Here is a 19007-nt window from a genome sequence, read left to right as displayed (position 1 = left end):
TGAGAAGAATGCTGTCATGAGCGACCTGTACGCCGAAGCCCTGTCGACCTTTGCCGCCCTGTTCGAAGAAGCGAAACAGAGCCGCGAGGTGGAGCCCAATGCGATGACCGTAGCCACTGCCGATACGCAGGGCCGGCCGTCGGCGCGCACCGTGTTGTTGAAGGCGTTCGACGAGCGCGGCTTCGTGTTCTACACCCACCTGGACAGCCACAAGGGCAGCGAACTGCAGGCCAATCCGCAGGCAGCGCTGCTGTTCCTGTGGCGCAGCCTGCGCGAGGCCGGCATCCAGGTGCGCATCGAGGGGCGCGTGGAGCAGGTTGCCGACGCCGAGGCAGATGCCTATTTCGCCAGCCGTCCGCGCATGAGCCAGATCGGCGCATGGGCGTCGCTGCAGTCGAAGACGTTGAATTCGCGCGAGGAGTTCGACGCGCGCGTGGCCGAGGTCGAGGCACGCTTCGACGGCAAGGACGTGCCGCGTCCGGACGGCTGGAGTGGTCTGCGCGTGGTGCCTGACCGCATCGAGTTCTGGTACGGCGCGCAGTTCCGCCTGCACGAGCGCTGGTGCTATGAAGCCGGCGCCGAAGGGCGCTGGAGCAAGCGCCTGCTGTACCCGTAAGTCGGGGTGGTGCTCGGGCTGCTGTAGAGCCGAGCCCACGCTCGGCTGCTCCTTCGAGAGCATCAGCCGAGCATGGGCTCGGCTCTACAGAAATCTGCGTTTGTCGCTAATGGACTGGTCCGCTTCATGCGCGAGCAGGTCGGCGCCGGGCACACTCGCTGCAATACCCTCGACCTGCGAAGTCGCCATGCCGTCCTGGCGTTGCCTGTTTGCCGTGCCTGCACCGCGCCGTGGCGTGGAAGCATTCCTGTTGCTGCTCGCTCGCGTCGTGGCAGGTGTGATGTTCTGCGTATCTGGCTGGAACAAGGTGTTCACCGACGCTGGACGCGAGCGCATGGTGCATACGCTGGTCGATGCGGGTATCCCGTTCCCGGTGTTCAGTGCACCGGTGCTCGGCGGCATTGAATGGATCGCAGGTGGACTGCTTGTACTGGGCCTGCTGAGTCGGCCTTCGGCCCTGCTGCTGGCGGCCATCTGTGCGGTGGCGGCGTTGACTGATGGTGTCGCGCGCATTCCGGCCGGGTTGGACATGCTGGATTGGCTGAGCTGGTTCTTCTACCTGAGCGAAGTGCCGTTGGGCGTATTGCTGCTATGGATTGCCGCAGTAGGCAGTGGCCGGTTTGCCATCGACGCGCGCTGGGCACGGTGAGTGCTCCTCGTTCGCGCCTAGCCGGCGCGTCGCCTGTAGCATTTGGTGTGTTCCGGTAGATCCACGCCATGCGTGGATGAGGTGCTTGACGGAAGAGCGGTGCGGACCAGGGTTCGCACCCGCCAGGCATCGGTTGGTACCCACCAGGCAATAGGTGGTTACAACCCCTCCGCACGCAGCCACCGCCACAGCGTGGTGCGTGATACGCCCAGCGCCTGTGCCATGCCTTCGCGGTCATTGCGGTGTTCCTGCAGCAGCGCCTCCAACTGCGCACGCGGTGGGCGCTTGCCGTTGCTTTCCACCGGCAGTGCAGCGACGCCTTCGTTCACCAGCTCCGGTGCCAGCTGCAGCAGTCGCGCGGCATCGATCAGCCCTTCACCCGGCTGCCAGTGGATGCGCAGCCGATCGACCAGATTGCGCAGCTCACGCACATTGCCCGGCCAGTCGGCAGCGCTGAGCAGGGCCAGCGCCTCTGCATCCAGCGGTGCATCGATGCCGCGCAGCTGGCGGAAGAAGTGCGTGGTCAGCAGCGGGATATCGCCGCGACGCGCACGCAGGGTGGGCAGCGCGATGCGCAACGCGGCCAGCCGGTAGTACAGGTCGCGACGGAAGCTGCCGGCCGCCGCGCGCTGCTCCAGCGATTGCAGGGTGGCGGCGACCACACGCAGGTCGACCGGCGTGGGCTCGGTCGCTCCCACGCGCAGCACCTCGCGTTCTTCCAGCACGCGCAGCAGGCGGGTCTGCAACGGCAGCGGCAGTTCGCCAATCTCATCCAGGAACAAGGTGCCGCCATCGGCGGCCTCGACCAGACCGACGCGACCGCCGCGCCGTGCACCAGTGAAGGCGCCATCGCTGTAGCCGAACAGTTCCGCTTCCAGCAGCGATTCGCTGATCGCGCCGCAGTTCAGTGCGACGAATCGACCCCGCCGGCCGCTGGCCGCATGCAGCTGCCGCGCTACCAGTTCCTTGCCGGTGCCGGTCTCGCCGGTGACCAGTACGGTGCTGTCGTGCGGGGCGTACAGCGCGATCTGCGCGCGCACGTCGGCCATCGCGTTGCTGTCGCCGAGCAGCGCATGCGCGTCGGCGCGCGGCGCGGCCCTTCGGCGTGCGGCCGGGCGCGCGTCCGCCGAGCGTGCCAGGGTCTGGGTCAGTTCCAGCGCGTGCTCGAAGGCCTGCCGCACCGAATCGGCCGAGTACAGCAGTACGCCCGGCAGGCCCGCCTGTTCGGCATGATCGATGGCCATGCCGGTGCCGACGATCACCTCGATGCCGTTCGCACGCAGGTCGGCGATGCAGTCGCGCGCGTCTTCGCGGGTGACGAAACGGCGATGCTCGATGTCCAGGCCGAAGCTCTGCTGGAAACTGCTGAACACCGGCACATCGCTGGCGTGGGTGACCAGCCCGATGCGTGGGGCGATGCGGCGCGCCCGTGCCAGCGCTTCCATCAGATCGAAACCGTTGGCCTGGATCGGCACCAGCGGCAGGTCCAGGCGGCCGCGCAGCCAGGCCGCGTTGGAGCCGCCTGCGATCACGACATCGCAGTGCTCGCGGCGCAGGCGTTGGCCGATCACTTCCACTGCTTCCTCGAAGCCGAGGTTGATCTGCTCGATGCGGGCGCGGCGGTCGAATTCGGGAATGACATCGCCCAGCAGGCCGGTCAGGCGCGAGACGCTGACGGTCCAGATCACCGGGCGGCCGGGGTCGGCATCGGCATGGCGCAGGGGCGAGCGGGGCAGGTACATGGCGCGGGGATCGGGTGTGGCGATGTTTCATGATACATCTGTTTCAATGTTTCATATGTTTCACTGAGGTTGGGCGGTCATCCCCGTGAAATCAATCGCTTGCAGGTTGGCACGGTGCTTGCGCTTACCTCCCCGTCCTTCAACCTGGATCGCCGCATGACCGCTTCCACCCCCTTCTCCGCTGGTGCCCGCTTCCGCGAGGCGCTGGCTGCCGAATCGCCGCTGCAGGTGATCGGCGCGATCAACGCCAATCATGCGCTGCTGGCCAAGCGCGCGGGTTTCCGTGCCATCTACCTGTCCGGCGGCGGCGTTGCGGCCGGCTCGCTGGGCCTGCCGGACCTGGGCATCAACACCCTAGAAGACGTGCTGGTGGACGTGCGCCGCATCACCGATGTCTGCGACCTGCCGTTGATGGTCGACATCGACACCGGCTTCGGCCCCAGCGCGTTCAACATCGCCCGTACCGTGAAGTCGCTGATCAAGGCCGGCGCGGCCGCCTGCCATATCGAAGACCAGGTCGGCGCCAAGCGCTGCGGTCATCGCCCGGGCAAGGAGATCGTCTCGCAGGGTGAAATGGTCGACCGCGTGAAGGCGGCTGCCGATGCCAAGACCGATCCGGACTTCTTCCTGATCGCACGCACCGACGCCATCCAGGTGGACGGCGTGGACAAGGCCATCGAGCGCGCCATCGCCTGCGTCGAAGCCGGTGCCGACGGCATCTTCGCTGAAGCCGCCTACGACCTGGAGACCTACCGCCGCTTCGTTGACGCGGTGAAGGTGCCGGTGCTGGCCAATATCACTGAATTCGGCGCGACCCCGCTGTTCAGCCGCGACGAGCTGGCCTCGGCCGGCGTGGCCATCCAGCTGTTCCCGCTGTCGGCGTTCCGCGCCGCCAACAAGGCGGCCGAGAACGTCTACCAGACGGTCCGCCGCGAAGGCCACCAGCGCAACCTGATCGACAGCATGCAGACCCGCGAGGAGCTGTATGACCGTATCGGCTACCACGCCTTCGAGCAGCAGCTCGATGCGCTGTTCGCCGCCAAGAAATAAGCAGTACCCTGCACCATCAAGTTTCGGAGGGAAACATGAACGATACGACCGCAACCCCGACCTTCAAGCCGAAGAAGTCCGTCGCCCTGTCCGGCACCGCCGCCGGCAACACCGCGCTGTGCAGCGTCGGCCGCAGTGGCAACGACCTGCATTACCGCGGCTACGACATCCTGGACCTGGCCAATACCAGCGAGTTCGAGGAAATCGCCTACCTGCTGGTGCACGGCAAGCTGCCGACCCGCGCCGAGCTGGTTTCGTACAAGGCCAAGCTGAAGTCGCTGCGAGGCATTCCGGCTGCGGTGAAGGCTGCGCTGGAAGAGCTGCCGCCGTCGGCGCACCCGATGGACGTGATGCGCACCGGCGTGTCCGTACTCGGCTGCGTGTCACCGGAGAAGGACGACCACAACCATCCTGGCGCGCGCGACATCGCCGACAAGCTGATGGCCTGCCTGGGCTCGATGCTGCTGTACTGGTACCACTGGAGCCACAACGGTCGCGCGATCGACGTGGAAACCGACGATGACTCCATCGGTGGCCACTTCCTGCACCTGCTGCACGGCGAGAAGCCGCAGGATTCGTGGGTGAAGGCGATGCACACTTCGCTGATCCTGTACGCCGAACACGAGTTCAACGCCTCGACCTTCGCTTGCCGCGTCATCGCCGGCACCGGCAGCGACATGTACAGCGCGATCTGCGGTGGCATCGGCGCACTGCGCGGTCCCAAGCACGGCGGCGCCAACGAGGTGGCCTTTGAAGTGCAGAAACGCTACGACAATCCGGACGAAGCCGAGGAAGACATCAAGGCCCGCGTCGAGCGCAAAGAAGTGGTGATCGGTTTCGGCCACCCGGTCTACACCGTGTCCGATCCGCGCAACAAGGTGATCAAGGATGTCGCCCGCGAACTGTCCGAAGAACAGTCGAGCCTGAAGATGTACGACATCGCCGAGCGCCTGGAAACGGTGATGTGGGACATCAAGAAGATGTTCCCGAACCTGGACTGGTTCAGCGCCGTCAGCTACCACATGATGGGCGTGCCGACCGCGATGTTCACCCCGTTGTTCGTGATCGCCCGCACCGCCGGCTGGAGCGCGCACATCGTCGAGCAGCGCATCGACGGCAAGATCATCCGCCCGAGCGCCAACTACATCGGTCCGGAAGATCGCGAGTTCGTGGCCATCGACAAGCGTTCCTGATCATCGCCACCGTTCCACTGCTGCATGCATCCGGCCGGCCCCGTGCCGGCCGGATGTTTTCGCCGCCGCATCGCCGGCACCCGGCCCGCCTCAAGCATTCCGCCAGCCCATGAATATCGACTATCGCAAGAACCTCCCCGGCGCCTCGCTGGACTACTTCGACGCGCGCGCCGCGGTCGATGCCATCCAGCCCGGTGCCTATGCCACGCTGCCGTACGTTTCGCGCGTGCTGGCCGAAAACCTGGTGCGTCGCTGCGACCCGGCCACGCTGACCGACTCGCTGAAGCAGCTGATCGAGCGCCGTCGCGACCTGGACTTCCCGTGGTTCCCGGCGCGCGTGGTGTGCCATGACATCCTCGGCCAGACCGCGCTGGTCGACCTCGCCGGCCTGCGTGATGCGATCGCCGACAAGGGCGGTGACCCGGCCAAGGTCAATCCGGTGGTGCCGGTGCAGCTGATCGTCGATCACTCGCTGGCGGTCGAGTGCGGTGGTTTCGATCCGCAGGCGTTCGAGAAGAACCGCGCCATCGAGGATCGCCGCAATGAAGACCGCTTCCACTTCATCGACTGGACCAAGCTGGCCTTCGAGAACGTGGACGTGATTCCGCCGGGCAACGGCATCATGCATCAGATCAACCTGGAGAAGATGTCGCCGGTGATCTACGTGCAGGACGGCGTGGCGTTCCCCGATACCTGCGTGGGCACCGACAGCCACACCCCGCACGTGGATGCGCTGGGCGTGATCGCCATCGGTGTCGGCGGGCTGGAAGCGGAGAACGTGATGCTGGGCCGCGCGTCGTGGATGCGCCTGCCGGACATCATCGGTGTCGAGCTGACCGGCAGGCCGCAGCCGGACATCACCGCCACCGACGTAGTGCTGGCCCTGACCGAGTTCCTGCGCAAGGAACGCGTGGTCGGCGCCTGGCTTGAATTCTTCGGTGAGGGTGCCGCCGCACTGACCATCGGTGATCGCGCCACCATCTCCAACATGTGCCCCGAATACGGTGCCACCGCCGCGATGTTCTACATCGACGGGCAGACACTTGATTACCTGCGCCTGACCGGTCGCGAGGAAACGCAGGTCGCACTGGTCGAAAACTACGCGCGCAGCACCGGCCTGTGGGCCGATGACCTGGCCACCGCACAGTACGAGCGCGTGCTGCGCTTCGATCTGTCGACGGTGGTGCGCAACATGGCCGGCCCGAGCAATCCGCATCGCCGCCTGCCGGTATCGGAACTGGTCGAGCGTGGCATCGCCGATGCCGCCAAGCTGGAGGCCGGCAAGGCCGAACAGGCACAGGGCTTGATGCCCGACGGCGCGGTGATCATCGCCGCCATCACCAGCTGCACCAATACCTCCAACCCGCGCAACGTGATCGCTGCGGCGCTGCTGGCACGCAAGGCCAACGAGCGCGGTCTGCTGCGCAAGCCGTGGGTGAAGTCGTCGCTGGCGCCGGGTTCGAAGGCCGTGCAGCTGTACCTTGAGGAATCCGGGCTGCTGCCGGACCTGGAGAAGCTGGGCTTCGGCATCGTCGCCTTCGCCTGCACCACCTGCAATGGCATGAGCGGCGCGCTGGATCCGAAGATCCAGCAGGAAATCATCGATCGCGACCTGTACGCCACCGCGGTGCTGTCGGGCAACCGCAACTTCGACGGCCGCATCCATCCGTATGCAAAGCAGGCGTTCCTTGCCTCGCCGCCACTGGTGATCGCCTACGCCATCGCCGGCACCATCCGTTTCGACATCGAAAAGGATGTGCTGGGCGTGGACACCGACGGCAACGAGGTGCGCCTGAAGGACATCTGGCCGAGCGACGCCGAGATCGACGCGGTGGTGAAGGCTGCAGTGAAGCCGGAGCAGTTCCGCAGCGTCTACAACCCGATGTTCAACGTGCGCGTGGAGCACGCTGCAAAGGTCAGCCCGCTGTACGACTGGCGCGCGCAGAGCACCTACATCCGCCGCCCGCCGTACTGGGAGGGCGCATTGGCCGGTGAGCGCACGCTGGCGGGCATGCGTGCGCTGGCAGTGCTGCCGGACAACATCACCACCGACCACCTGTCGCCGTCCAACGCGATCCTGGCGTCGAGTGCTGCCGGTGAGTACCTGGCGAAGATGGGCCTGCCGGAAGAGGACTTCAATTCCTACGCCACCCACCGCGGCGACCACCTGACTGCGCAACGTGCCACCTTCGCCAACCCGAAGCTGTTCAACGAAATGGTGCGCAACGAAGACGGCAGCGTGAAGCAGGGCTCGCTGGCGCGCGTGGAGCCGGAAGGCAAGGTCATGCGCATGTGGGAGGCGATCGAGACCTACATGGAACGCAAGCAGCCGCTGATCATCATCGCCGGTGCGGACTACGGTCAGGGCAGCTCGCGTGACTGGGCCGCCAAGGGCGTGCGTCTGGCTGGTGTGGAGGCGATCGTTGCCGAAGGCTTCGAACGCATCCACCGTACCAACCTGATCGGCATGGGCGTGCTGCCGCTGGAGTTCAAGCCGGGCACCACCCGCCTGACCCTGGGCATCGACGGCACCGAGACCTTCGATGTGATCGGCGAGCGGACGCCACGCGCAGAGTTGCGCGTGGTCATCCACCGCCGCGACGGCCAGGACGTGATCGTGCCGGTGACCTGCCGCCTGGACAGCGACGAGGAAGTGGCGATCTACGAGGCCGGCGGCGTGCTGCAGCGCTTCGCCCAGGACTTCCTGGAAGGCGCCAAGGTGGCGTGATGCCGGACTGAATGCCTGCTCCCGGAGATTGGGGGCGGGCTTGTCCGACATGAGGGCAGGGCGCACACTGACTTGGCAAATATTGCCAATGGAGAGTCTCATGGCCACCATGAATATTTCGCTGACCGATCCGCTCAAGCAGTTCGTGGACGAAGAAGTGCGCGAAGGTGGCTATTCAAGCACCTCCGACTACGTGCGCGACCTGATTCGCCAGCGCCAGAGAAGCAAGGCCGAAGAGCTGCTCAGGCAGTTGATTGCCGAGGGTCTGGCATCAGGTCCTGCGGCGCCTCTGCCGCCGGATCACTTCGACAAGCTGCGTAAGCGTGCACGGAACCGCAAGTGAAGCCCTTGCACTGGTCCCCTGCGGCAGTTCGAGATCTTGACCAGGCAGCCAGCTGGTATGGAGATCAAGGCGGAGAGGCGTTGGAAATCGGCTTCATCGATGCGGTGGAATCCGTAGTGAAGCTTATCGAAGCACACCCCGGTGCCGGTTCCGCACTGCATGCGGATCTGTTGCCCTCGCTGTCAGCGCCGTTGCGCTTTCATCCGGTTCGTCGCTTCGACGGCTACCTGGTCTATTACGTGGAGCTACCTGCGCACATTTCCATCGTGCGTATCTGGAATGCTGCGCGAGGCATGGGAGCATTTTTCGAAGACGATGAGCTCACCCCCGATATCGATTCATCGTATTCAGGATATTGATCCATGACCTTCCTCCCACAACTCCGTATTCCCGCCACCTACATGCGTGGTGGCACCAGCAAGGGCGTGTTCTTCCGCCTGCAGGACCTGCCCGACGCCGCGCAGGTGCCGGGCGCCGCGCGCGATGCGCTGCTGATGCGCGTGATCGGTTCGCCCGACCCGTATGGCAAGCAGACCGACGGCATGGGCGGCGCGACGTCCAGCACCAGCAAGTGCGTGATCATTTCCACCGCGTCGGTGCCGGACCACGACGTCGATTACCTGTACGGGCAGGTGTCGATCGACACCGCCTTTGTCGACTGGAGCGGCAACTGCGGCAATCTCAGTACTGCCGTCGGTCCGTTTGCGATCGCCAACGGCCTGATCGATCCGGCGCGGGTGCCGCGCGATGGCTTGTGCACCGTGCGCATCTGGCAGGCCAACATCGGCAAGACCATCATCGCCCATGTGCCGATGTGCGATGGGCAAGTGCAGGAGATCGGCGATTTCGAGCTGGATGGCGTGACTTTCCCGGCCGCCGAGATCCAGCTGGAATTCATCGACCCGTCCGACGATGGCGATGCGGGCGCGATGTTCCCCACCGGCAACCTGGTCGATACGCTGGACGTGCCGGGCGTGGGCAGTTTCGAGGTGACGATGATCACCGCGGGCATCCCGACCATCTTCCTCAATGCTGCCGACCTCGGTTACACCGGCACCGAGCTGCAGCCGGCGATCAACGAAGACAAGGCGGCGCTGGAGCGCTTCGAGAAGATCCGTGCCCATGGCGCCTTGCGCATGGGCCTGATCCAGGCGCTGGAAGATGCGGCCACCCGCCAGCACACGCCGAAGGTGGCTTTCGTTGCCCCCGCGCAGGACTACGTGTCGTCCAGCGGCAAGGCGATTCCGGCGTCGGCCATTGACCTGCACGCACGCGCGCTGTCGATGGGCAAGTTGCACCACGCGATGATGGGCACCGCTGCAGTGGCGATCGGTACCGCCGCGGCCATCCCCGGCACGCTGGTCAATCGTGCGGCCGGTGGCGGCGAACGTGAGGCCGTTACCTTCGGGCACCCGTCAGGCACCTTGCGCGTGGGTGCGCAGGCGGAACTCGTTGACGGCCAGTGGACGGTGTCCAAGGCCATCATGAGCCGCAGTGCCCGCGTGCTGATGGAAGGCAAGGTGCGGGTGCCAGCCGAGTGATGGCCTGGTCGGCGGTGGCATCACATGCTTCGGTAGATGCCAACCTTGGTTGGCATGGAGAAGGCAGCGCCGGGTGAACGTCCGCGCCAACCAAGGTTGGCGACTACCGGGTCTGGCGTGGCCTGGCAACCGCACGAGGAGACCGAACAATGTCCGACAGCCACACCCCATCCAACGCCCGTGCAGCCTGGGATGCGCTGCTGGTGGACATCGTCGACTACGTGCGTGACACCCGCATCGATTCGCCGCTGGCGTTCCAGACCGCGCATCACTGCCTGCTCGACACGCTGGGCTGCGGGCTGGAGGCGCTGTCCTTCCCCGCCTGCAGCAAGCTGCTGGGTCCGCTGGTGCCGGGCATCAGCGTGGCCAATGGCGCGCGCGTGCCGGGTACCAACTTCGTACTCGACCCAGTGCAGGCGGCTTTCAACATCGGCGCGATGGTGCGCTGGCTGGATTTCAACGACACCTGGCTGGCCGCCGAATGGGGCCACCCCTCGGACAACCTCGGTGGCATCCTCGCCGTGGCCGACTGGCTTGGCCACAATGCGGCCGCGTTGCGGCGCCCACCGCCGACCGTGCACGACGTGCTGCTGGCGATGATCAAGGCGCACGAGATCCAGGGCGTTTTGGCGCTGGAGAACTCCTTCAACCGCGTTGGCCTGGACCACGTGCTGCTGGTCAAGGTAGCCACCACTGCGGTTGTTGCGCAGATGCTCGGGCTGGACCGCGAGCGCATGCTCAATGCGGTGTCGCTGGCCTGGGTGGATGGGCAGGCGCTGCGCACCTATCGGCATGCGCCCAACACCGGTTCGCGCAAGAGTTGGGCAGCCGGCGATGCGACCAGCCGTGGCGTGCGCCTGGCGCTGATGGCCGCCACCGGCGAGATGGGCTACCCCAGCGTGCTCAGTGCGCCGACCTGGGGCTTCGAGGCGGTATCGATGCACGGGCAGGCGCTGACCCTCGGCCGCCCTTTCGGCAGCTACGTGATGGAGAACGTACTGTTCAAGATCAGCTTCCCGGCCGAGTTCCACGGGCAGACAGCGGTGGAGGCGGCGATCGCGCTGCACCAGCAGCTGCGCGCGATGGGGCGACGGGTCGAGGACATCGAGCACATCGCGATCCGTACCCAGCAGGCCTGCATCCGCATCATCGACAAGCAGGGGCCGCTGCACAACCCGGCCGACCGCGATCATTGCGTGCAGTACATGGTGGCCATCGCGCTGCTGCATGGGCGGCTGGTGGCCGAGGACTACGAGGACGACATGGCGGCCGATCCGCGCATCGACACGCTGCGGGCGAAGATGACCTGCCATGAAGACCCGCAGCTCAGCGCCGACTACCTGGACCCGGACAAGCGCAGCATCGCCAACGGCCTGACGGTGCGCTTCAACGACGGCTGCGCGCTGCCGGAGGTGCTGGTGGAGTATCCGCTGGGCCACGCGCGCAGGCGCGAAGAGGGTATCCCGCTGCTGATGGACAAGTTCCGCCGGCACCTGGCGCACCGCTTCCCGACTGCCCAGCAGCAAAGCATCCTGGCCGCCTCGCTGGACCCGGTGGCGCTGGCGGCGATGCCGGTGACCGACTATGTGGACCTGTACCTGCCGGGGTAGGGCGCGCTTGGGTGGGTGCCAACCAAGGTTGGCGTCTACCGGGTTTCCGGTACCGGGTGTCCGGCGTCAACGCCTTGACGCGGCGGCCCTATAATGGGCGCCTCGATCAAGGAGTGACGACATGAGCGGTCCGGCACGGCGGATGCGGTGGGGGTGGGCGGCGGCGCTCTTGGCAGGCAGCCTGTTGGCAGGCCTGGCCGGTTGCCGCAACGACAGCGGGCAGCTGCCGAAGGCCAGCGGCGAGGCCATCGCCACCAAGGCCGAGCAGGTGAAGGAGTTCACCTTGCTGCGTGCCTACCCGGACCAGAAAAGTGAAGGCCTGTCGCTGGCGCTGGAGTTCTCGCGCCCGTTGGTCGGCACCCAGGACTTCGACACGCTGGTGCGCTTCGAAGAGAAGGTCGGCAATGATGACAGCAGCTGGACCCTGTCCGATGACGGCCTGACCCTGCGCTATCCCTTTGTCGAAGCCGGCAAGGAATTCAGCCTGGTGGTCTCGCCGGACCTGCTGGCCGCCGATGGCAGCCGCCTGGGCAAGGAACTGAAGCAGAAGGTGTTCAGCGGCGAGTTGAAGCCGGTGGCCGGTTTTGCCTCGCAGGGCAGCGTGCTGCCGGCCAAGGACAGCCGTGGCCTGCCGGTGGTGTCGGTGAACGTGCCGGAAGTCGATGTCGAGTTCCTGCGCGTGCGCGAAAAGGACCTGCCGACCTTCTTCAGCCAGTACCAGCGCGGCGGTCGCCGTGGCAGCTGGGAACTGAGCAGCGACTACGAGCGCAGCCCGATCAACAAGCTGGCCGAGCCGGTCTACGTCAACCGTTTCATTCTGGGGGGCAAGCAGAACGAGCGGGTGCTGACCTACCTGCCGACCCAGGACATCAAGGAACTGCAGGAGCCGGGGCTGTATTTCGCCCTGCTCAAGCGCACCGGTGACTACGAGGGTGAGTTCGATACTGCCTTCTTCTCGGTCAGCGACATCGGCCTGCACACCCGCGCCTACAAGGACAAGTTGTTCGTACACACCGCCGCGCTGAAGGACGGTGCATCGCTGAAGGGCATCGACCTGCGCGTGCTCGATGCCAAGGGCGAAGTGGTGCTGAAGGGCAGCACCGACAGCAATGGCAATGCGCTGCTGAATTACACCCTGGATGCCACCCACGTGCTGGTGGCCAGCAGCGGCAAGGACACCAGCTTCCTGCCCTTCAACCAGCCGGCGCTGGACCTGAGCGAGTTCGCCGTGGCCGGCCGTGACAACGCCTGGTTCGATGTCTACGCCTGGTCGGGCCGCGATCTGTACCGCCCGGGTGAGACGGTGCGCCTGTCGGCACTGCTGCGTGACAACGACGGCAAGCCGGTGAAGAGCCAACCGGTGTTCCTGCGCCTGAAGCAGCCCGACGGCAAGACCTTCCGCGAAACCCGCGTGCAACCGGGCGAACAGGGCTACATCAACTTCGAGCAGACCATCCCCGCCGAGGCGCCGACCGGGCGCTGGCAGGTCGAGTTCCGTACCGACCCGGCCAGCAAGGAAGCGATCCAGGGCATGACCCTGCGCATCGAGGAGTTCCTGCCCGAGCGCATGAAGCTGGACCTGGACAGCACCCAGAAGACGCTGAAGCCGGGCGAGGACCTGCGCCTGCAGGCCAATGGTGCCTATCTGTACGGTGCCCCGGCCGATGGCAACCGCTTCACCGCGCGCATGGCGGTGGCCGCCGAGCAGAAACCGGTGGAGGGCCTGCCGGGTTACTTCTTCGGCGACCCGACCCTGCAGCTGCCGCGCGAAGCCAAGGATGTGATCGACACCACGCTGCCGGCCAATGGCCAGCTGCGCGAAGACGTGTCGTTGCCGGAAGAAGCGGTCAAAGCGAAGGCGCCGATCGCGGTGGTGCTGTCCGGCAGCCTGTATGAAACCGGTGGCCGCACGGTCACCCGCACCCTGAAGCGGGTGGTGTGGCCGGCCGCCGCACTGGTCGGCGTGCGCCCGCTGTTCAATCCGGACGATGGCGCTGATTCCAACGGCAACGCGCGCTTTGAACTGATGCGCGTGGATGCGGACGGCAAGCCGCAGCCGGCCAAGGGCCTGAAGATCACCCTGGTGCGCGAGCTGCGCGACTACCACTGGACCTTCAACGACAACCGCTGGGACTACGATTTCACCCGCCGTTTCGAGAACAAGGAAACCCGTACCGTCGATGCCGGCGGCAGCGCAGTGGCCTTCGACTTCCCGGTGGAGTGGGGTGAGTACCGGGTGGACGTGTTCGATCCGTCCACCGGCCTGACCAGCCGCTATCCGTTCCGCGCCGGCTGGAGCTGGGGCGATGACAACCGTGGCCTCGATGCCCGCCCGGACAAGGTGAAGCTGGGTCTGGACAAGACCGGCTACAAGGCCGGCGATACCCTGGAAGTGACGGTGACCCCGCCGCACGCCGGCAAGGGCGTGCTGATGGTCGAGACCGACCGCATGCTGTACGTGCAGGACATCGACGCCAAGCCCGGTGCCACCTACAAGATCCCGGTCACCGCCGATTGGGAGCGCCACGACGTCTACATCACCGCGCTGGTGTTCCGCGGTGGCAGTGCGCCGAGCAAGATCACTCCCGCCCGTGCCGTAGGCGTGGTGCACGTGCCGATGGACCGCAAGGGCCGCACCGTGGCCGTCGGCCTGGCCGCACCCAAGCAGATGCGTCCGGAGCAGGACCTGCCGGTGACGGTCAGCGCACCGCAGCTGGCCGGCAAGACCGCGCACGTCACTGTTTCGGCCGTGGACGTGGGCATTCTCAACATCACCCGCTTCCCGGTGCCCGATGCCGGCGCACACTTCTTTGCCCAGCGCCGCCTTGGCATCGATGCCTATGACATCTACAGCCGGGTGATCGAGAGCTTCGACGGCAGCAGTGGCAAGTTGAAGTTCGGTGGTGACATGGCGCTGCAGGCGTTGCCGCAGGCCAAGCGGCCGACCGCGCGCGTGCAGACCGTGGACCTGTTCTCCGGCCCGGTGCAGCTTGATGCCAAGGGCATTGCCCGCATCCGCCTGAAGGTGCCGGACTTCAACGGCACCCTGCGTGTGTCGGCGCTGGTCTACAGCGATGACCAGTATGGCAAGCGCGATGTGGAAACCATCGTGCGCGCGCCGATCCTGGCCGAGGCCAGCATGCCGCGCGTGCTCGCCCCGGGTGACCGCAGTACGGTGACCCTGGACGTGCAGAACTTCACCGGCAAGCCCGGTCAGTTCAACGTGCGCGTGGACAGCGAAGGCCCGCTCAGCCTGAGCGAGGGCACCCGTAGCGTGCAGCTCAATGCTGATGCCAAGACCACGTTGAGCTTCCCGTTGTCGGCGCGCGAGGGCCACAGTGTGGCCAAGGTGCGCGTGCGCGTGGATGGCAACGGCTTCAAGGCCGACCGCCGCTACGATCTGCCGGTACGCGCGGCGTGGCCGCAGGTGCTGCGTTCGCAGGTGCGCACGCTCGATCCGCTGGCGGCGGTGAGCCTGGATGGCAGCCTGATGGACGGGCTGATGTCCGAATCGGTCAATGCCCGCCTGCTGGTCAGCCCGCTGCCGCCGATCCCGTTCGCCAGTGCGCTGCAGGGCGCGCTGAACTACCCGTACGGCTGCGCCGAACAGACCACCAGCAAGGGCTACGCCGCGCTGATCCTGGACCAGGCGACTTCGTCCATGCTCGGCGCTGATGGCCTGGACGCGAAGACCCGTCGCGAGCGCATGGAAGGCGCGTTCGGTCGCCTGGCGTCGATGCAGGTGGCCAACGGCAACTTCTCGATGTGGGGTGACGACGGCTACGTGAACCCGTGGCTGACGCCGTACATCGCCGAGTTCCTGCTCGACGCCAAGGACGGTGGTTTCGCGGTACCGGACAACGTGCTGCAGAAGGCGCTGAACCGCCTGAGCGAAGACCTGCTGTCCGGTGGCAACCAGTTCTACGGCCAGGAAAAGCGCGAGAGCCTGAAGTTCGCCAACCAGGCGTACTCGGGCTACGTGCTGGCCCGCGTCAACCGCGCGCCGCTGGGCACCCTGCGCACGCTGTACGACAACGAACGCAGCAAGGCCGTGGGTGGCCTGTCGCTGGTGCATCTGGGCGTGGCACTGTCGCTGCAGGGCGATGCCAAGCGTGGCCAGGCTGCTCTTGCGGCTGGCTTCGCCAAGTCCAGCAGCGAACGCCCGTCGTACTTCGGCGACTACGGCAGTGCCGTACGTGACGATGCGCTGATGATCGCGCTGACCCACGAAAACAAGCTGGCCAAGCCGGCATGGGATGCACGCGCGGTCGATCTGGGCCGCGGCCTGGATGCGCGCCGCAACAGTGGCTGGATGTGGCTGAGCACGCAGGAGCAGGTGGCCATCGCCCGCCTCGGCAAGGCATTGGCTGCCAACCAGAAGGCACTGGTGGCCGGTGAGCTGGTGATCGGTGGCAGCACCCAGGCCATCGGCGAGCGCAAGCTGTTTGGTCGCAACTTCGATGCAGGGCAGCTGGCCGCGGGCGTGCGCTTCACGCCGCAGGGGCAGCCGCCGATGTTCGCCAGCATCGACGTGGCCGGCATCCCTCGCAGCGCACCGGCACCGGACAACAGCGTGATCGGCATCGAGCGCAGTTACTTCGGCACCGATGGCAAGCCGTGGTCGCCGCGTCCGCTGAAGGAGGGTGAAGCGCTGATCGTGCGCGTCACCATCACCGCCGACAGCGAGATGCCTGATGCGCTGCTGACCGACCTGCTGCCGGCAGGCCTGGAGATCGAGAACCTCAACCTGGGCGATGCCAAGCAGTGGGCCGACGTGGTGGTGGATGGCATCACCATCAGCGACCGCAGCGAAGCGGCCGATACCAAGCACGAAGAGTTCCGCGATGACCGCTACGTGGCGGCGCTGAAGCTCTCGCGTGGCAGCAAGGCCAATGTGTTCTATCTGGTGCGTGCGGTCACTCCGGGTACCTACACGGTGCCGCCGTCGCTGGTGGAGGACATGTACCGGCCGCAGCTGCGTGGCGTCGGCCGCAGCAACCCGACCACGTTGACGGTGGTACAGCCGTGATCGTGCGGACGGGCCGCGACGGCGCGGCCCGTCCCACAGGATGCCGTGGATGAAGGTGGGATCGCTGAAAGCGCGGCTGCCGCGCCTGCGGCAGCGGCTGCAACCGCTGTGGCCGTGGCTGCGCTGGGGCACGGCTGCATTGCTGGCGCTGTTGCTGGTGCTGGATGTCGTCTTCCCGCCACCGTTGCCGAAGCAGCGCGACACCAGCACGCTGGTGGTTGCCGCTGACGGTAGCCCGTTGCGTGCGTTCGCCGACGCCGAAGGCGTGTGGCGCTATCCGGCGTCGGTCGACAGCGTTTCGCCGCTGTACCTGCAGGCGCTGCTGACCTACGAGGATCGCTGGTTCTGGCAGCACCCGGGCATCAATCCGCTGGCGATCCTGCGTGCCAGCGGCCAGTTGCTGCGCGGTGGACGCATCGTCTCCGGTGGTTCGACCCTGACCATGCAGGTGGCGCGCATTCTGGATCCGCATACGCGCACGCCGTGGGGCAAGCTGAAGCAGATGCTGCGTGCGGTGCAGCTGGAAGTGCACCTGTCCAAGCGCGAGATCCTCGCGTTGTATCTGGAGCGCGCACCCTACGGTGGCACCATCGAGGGCGTGGAAGCGGCCAGCTGGGCCTATCTGGGCAAACCCGCCGCGCAGCTGTCGCATGCCGAAGCCGCACTGCTGGCGGTGCTGCCACAGGCGCCCAGCCGCCTGCGCCCGGACCGCCATCCCGAAGCGGCACAGAAGGCACGCGACAAGGTGCTGGCGCGGATGGCCGAGCTCGGCGCGTGGACACCGGACGAAGTGGAAGACGCACGCATCGAGAACGTGGTTGCACGCTCGCTGCGTCCGCCGCTGCATGCCGCCTTGCTGGCCCAGCGCCTGCACTCCGCGCATCCGGGGCAGGCACGGATCCAGAGCAGCATCGACATCGGCCTGCAGCGCACCCTGGAAGAGCGCGTCGCCAGCTATTTCTCCACGCTGCCCGAGCGCACCTCGGCGGCGCTGCTGGTGGTCGACAACCAGACCCTGCAGGCGCGTGCTTACGTCGGCACGCTGTCTTTCGGTGATCGGCAACGGCTGGGCCACGTGGACATGGTGCAGGCCTGGCGTTCCCCGGGCTCCACGCTGAAGCCGTTCCTGTACGCGATGGCACTCGATGATGGCCTGATCCATTCCGAGAGCCTGCTGGTGGATGCACCGCAGAGTTTCGGCAATTACCGGCCAGGCAACTTCGACATGGCCTTCAACGGACCGATCAGTGCCGCCAGTGCCTTGCGTCTGTCGCTGAACGTGCCGTCGGTCGACCTGCTGCAGCGGGTGGGTGCTGCGCGCTTTGCCGCGCGGCTGTCGCATGCCGGCATCCAGCTGCGTTTCCCGCCGGGCAGCTCGCCGAATCTGTCGCTGATTCTTGGCGGCACCGGCGCGCGCCTGGAAGACCTGGTCGGTGCGTTTGCCGCACTCAATCGCAACGGTATTGCCGGCCGCGTGCGCTATACCGATGACGAACCCATGATCGAGCGCCGGCTGGCGTCGCCCGGTGCCAGCTGGATCGTGCGCGAGATGCTGGAATCGAACCCGCGCCCGGGTTACGGCGTTGGGACGTTCGATGTTGGCGGGCGCCCGCGCGTGGCCTGGAAGACCGGCACCAGCTATGGCTACCGCGATGCGTGGGCGATCGGCAGCACCCGCCATTACACCGTGGGCGTGTGGGTGGGACGGCCCGATGGCACGCCGTTGCCGGGCCAGTACGGTGCGGTCACCGCATTGCCGCTGATGTTCGAAGTGGTCGACAGCCTGCCGCGCCAGCGCGGTGATGCAGCGGCCGCGCCGATGCCGGCCAGCGTGACCCAGGCGGACATCTGCTGGCCGACCGGTGAACTGGCCGACGCGTTGCCCACCGCGCTCTGCCAGCGACGGCTGTCGGCCTACCTGCTGGACGGTGCGGCGCCGCCGACGTTCCCGGAGCGCGACGCGCGGCGTTGGCAGCCCGGTCGGCAGCGTTACCTGGCCGACGCGCGCACCGGCCTGCGGGTATCGGCTGACTGCAGCGCACCGCATGAAGAAGTCGCGCGTGAGATCGCGCGGTGGCCGGCGCTGTTGTCACCCTGGCTGCCCAAAGCCACACGAGACGCCTCACAGCTTCCCGCGCTGTCAGCGGACTGCCGCGACGATGGTCGTGAGGCCAGTGTGGCCCTGCATATCGATGGCCTCAACGAGGGCGCGACGCTGGCGCGTGCGCCGAATGCCGAGCACGGTGTACGCCTGCAGCTGCGCGCATTGGGCAGCGAGCAGGCCGTGGATTGGCTGCTGGATGGCCGCTGGATCGCGCAGACGCGAGGTGCGCAGCTGATGCAGCGCGAGTTTGCTGATCCGGGTGCGCATACGTTGACCGCGCTGGCCGCCGACGGCGCCTGGACGCAGGTACGGTTCAACGTCCTCAGGTAGGTGCCGACCTTGATTCCCGCTGCCGGTCGCCCGCCCCCGCTGTTGTCGCGCCGAGCCCATGCTCGGCTGCTT

Annotated in this window: 12 protein-coding genes; 11 read left to right on the top strand and 1 reads right to left on the bottom strand. The window is 66.5% G+C overall.

Translation table 11 applies throughout. The annotated features are described in order from the left end of the window. Positions 1-16 precede the first annotated feature (16 nt). Both pdxH and AC13GI_RS15710 read left to right on the top strand, forming a co-directional pair. Positions 17-616: a pyridoxamine 5'-phosphate oxidase gene (gene pdxH / locus AC13GI_RS15715; protein ID WP_099818890.1), complete on the top strand. Its 600-nt coding sequence runs from the start codon at positions 17-19 to the stop codon at positions 614-616. 187 nt (positions 617-803) lie between these two features. Beyond that, on the top strand, positions 804-1265 hold the full coding sequence (locus AC13GI_RS15710) for a DoxX family protein (protein ID WP_482996766.1): 462 nt from the start codon (positions 804-806) through the stop codon (positions 1263-1265). A gap of 158 nt (positions 1266-1423) precedes the next feature. Here AC13GI_RS15710 and prpR read toward each other — a convergent pair whose 3' ends face one another. Next, the gene (gene prpR / locus AC13GI_RS15705) at positions 1424-3007 is read right to left on the bottom strand and encodes a propionate catabolism operon regulatory protein PrpR (RefSeq protein ID WP_482996765.1); all 1584 of its coding nucleotides are present in this window, start codon (positions 3005-3007) and stop codon (positions 1424-1426) included. Between the two features lie 156 nt (positions 3008-3163). On the opposite strand from prpR, the gene prpB reads away from it, so the two are divergent. The 9 genes from prpB to pbpC all read left to right on the top strand — a co-directional run bounded on the left by prpB (position 3164) and on the right by pbpC (position 18935). After that, positions 3164-4057 (top strand): methylisocitrate lyase, encoded by an 894-nt coding sequence (gene prpB, locus AC13GI_RS15700; RefSeq protein ID WP_089236473.1) that lies wholly within the window; start codon positions 3164-3166, stop codon positions 4055-4057. A gap of 35 nt (positions 4058-4092) precedes the next feature. Then, entirely contained in the window at positions 4093-5250 is a 1158-nt protein-coding gene (prpC, locus tag AC13GI_RS15695) for a bifunctional 2-methylcitrate synthase/citrate synthase (protein ID WP_089236472.1), read from the top strand. Positions 5251-5359: 109 nt separating this feature from the next. Beyond that, entirely contained in the window at positions 5360-7978 is a 2619-nt protein-coding gene (gene acnD / locus AC13GI_RS15690; RefSeq protein WP_482996764.1) for a Fe/S-dependent 2-methylisocitrate dehydratase AcnD, read from the top strand. A 100-nt stretch (positions 7979-8078) separates the two neighbouring features. Then, positions 8079-8321 carry a type II toxin-antitoxin system ParD family antitoxin gene (locus AC13GI_RS15685; protein ID WP_099818894.1) on the top strand — a complete coding sequence of 81 codons (243 nt, stop codon included), beginning with the start codon at positions 8079-8081 and terminating at the stop codon, positions 8319-8321. Further along, entirely contained in the window at positions 8318-8680 is a 363-nt protein-coding gene (locus AC13GI_RS15680; RefSeq protein ID WP_099818895.1) for a type II toxin-antitoxin system RelE/ParE family toxin, read from the top strand. Before AC13GI_RS15685 ends, AC13GI_RS15680 begins: the two co-directional genes overlap by 4 nt. A 3-nt stretch (positions 8681-8683) precedes the next feature. After that, positions 8684-9862, top strand: a complete 1179-nt coding sequence (gene prpF, locus AC13GI_RS15675) for a 2-methylaconitate cis-trans isomerase PrpF (RefSeq protein WP_482996763.1) — start codon at positions 8684-8686, stop codon at positions 9860-9862. Between the two features lie 149 nt (positions 9863-10011). After that, positions 10012-11472, top strand: coding sequence for a bifunctional 2-methylcitrate dehydratase/aconitate hydratase (locus AC13GI_RS15670; protein ID WP_482996762.1), 1461 nt, complete (start codon positions 10012-10014; stop codon positions 11470-11472). Between the two features lie 121 nt (positions 11473-11593). Then, positions 11594-16501, top strand: a complete 4908-nt coding sequence (locus tag AC13GI_RS15665) for an alpha-2-macroglobulin family protein (protein ID WP_482996761.1) — start codon at positions 11594-11596, stop codon at positions 16499-16501. 49 nt (positions 16502-16550) lie between these two features. After that, positions 16551-18935, top strand: a complete 2385-nt coding sequence (gene pbpC, locus AC13GI_RS15660) for a penicillin-binding protein 1C (protein ID WP_482996760.1) — start codon at positions 16551-16553, stop codon at positions 18933-18935. Positions 18936-19007: the final 72 nt, after the last annotated feature.

This window comes from Stenotrophomonas sp. 82F1 (assembly GCF_056861525.1).
The sequence above is the reverse complement of the archived record's forward strand: the minus strand, read 5'-3'. Positions and strand labels throughout refer to the sequence as shown.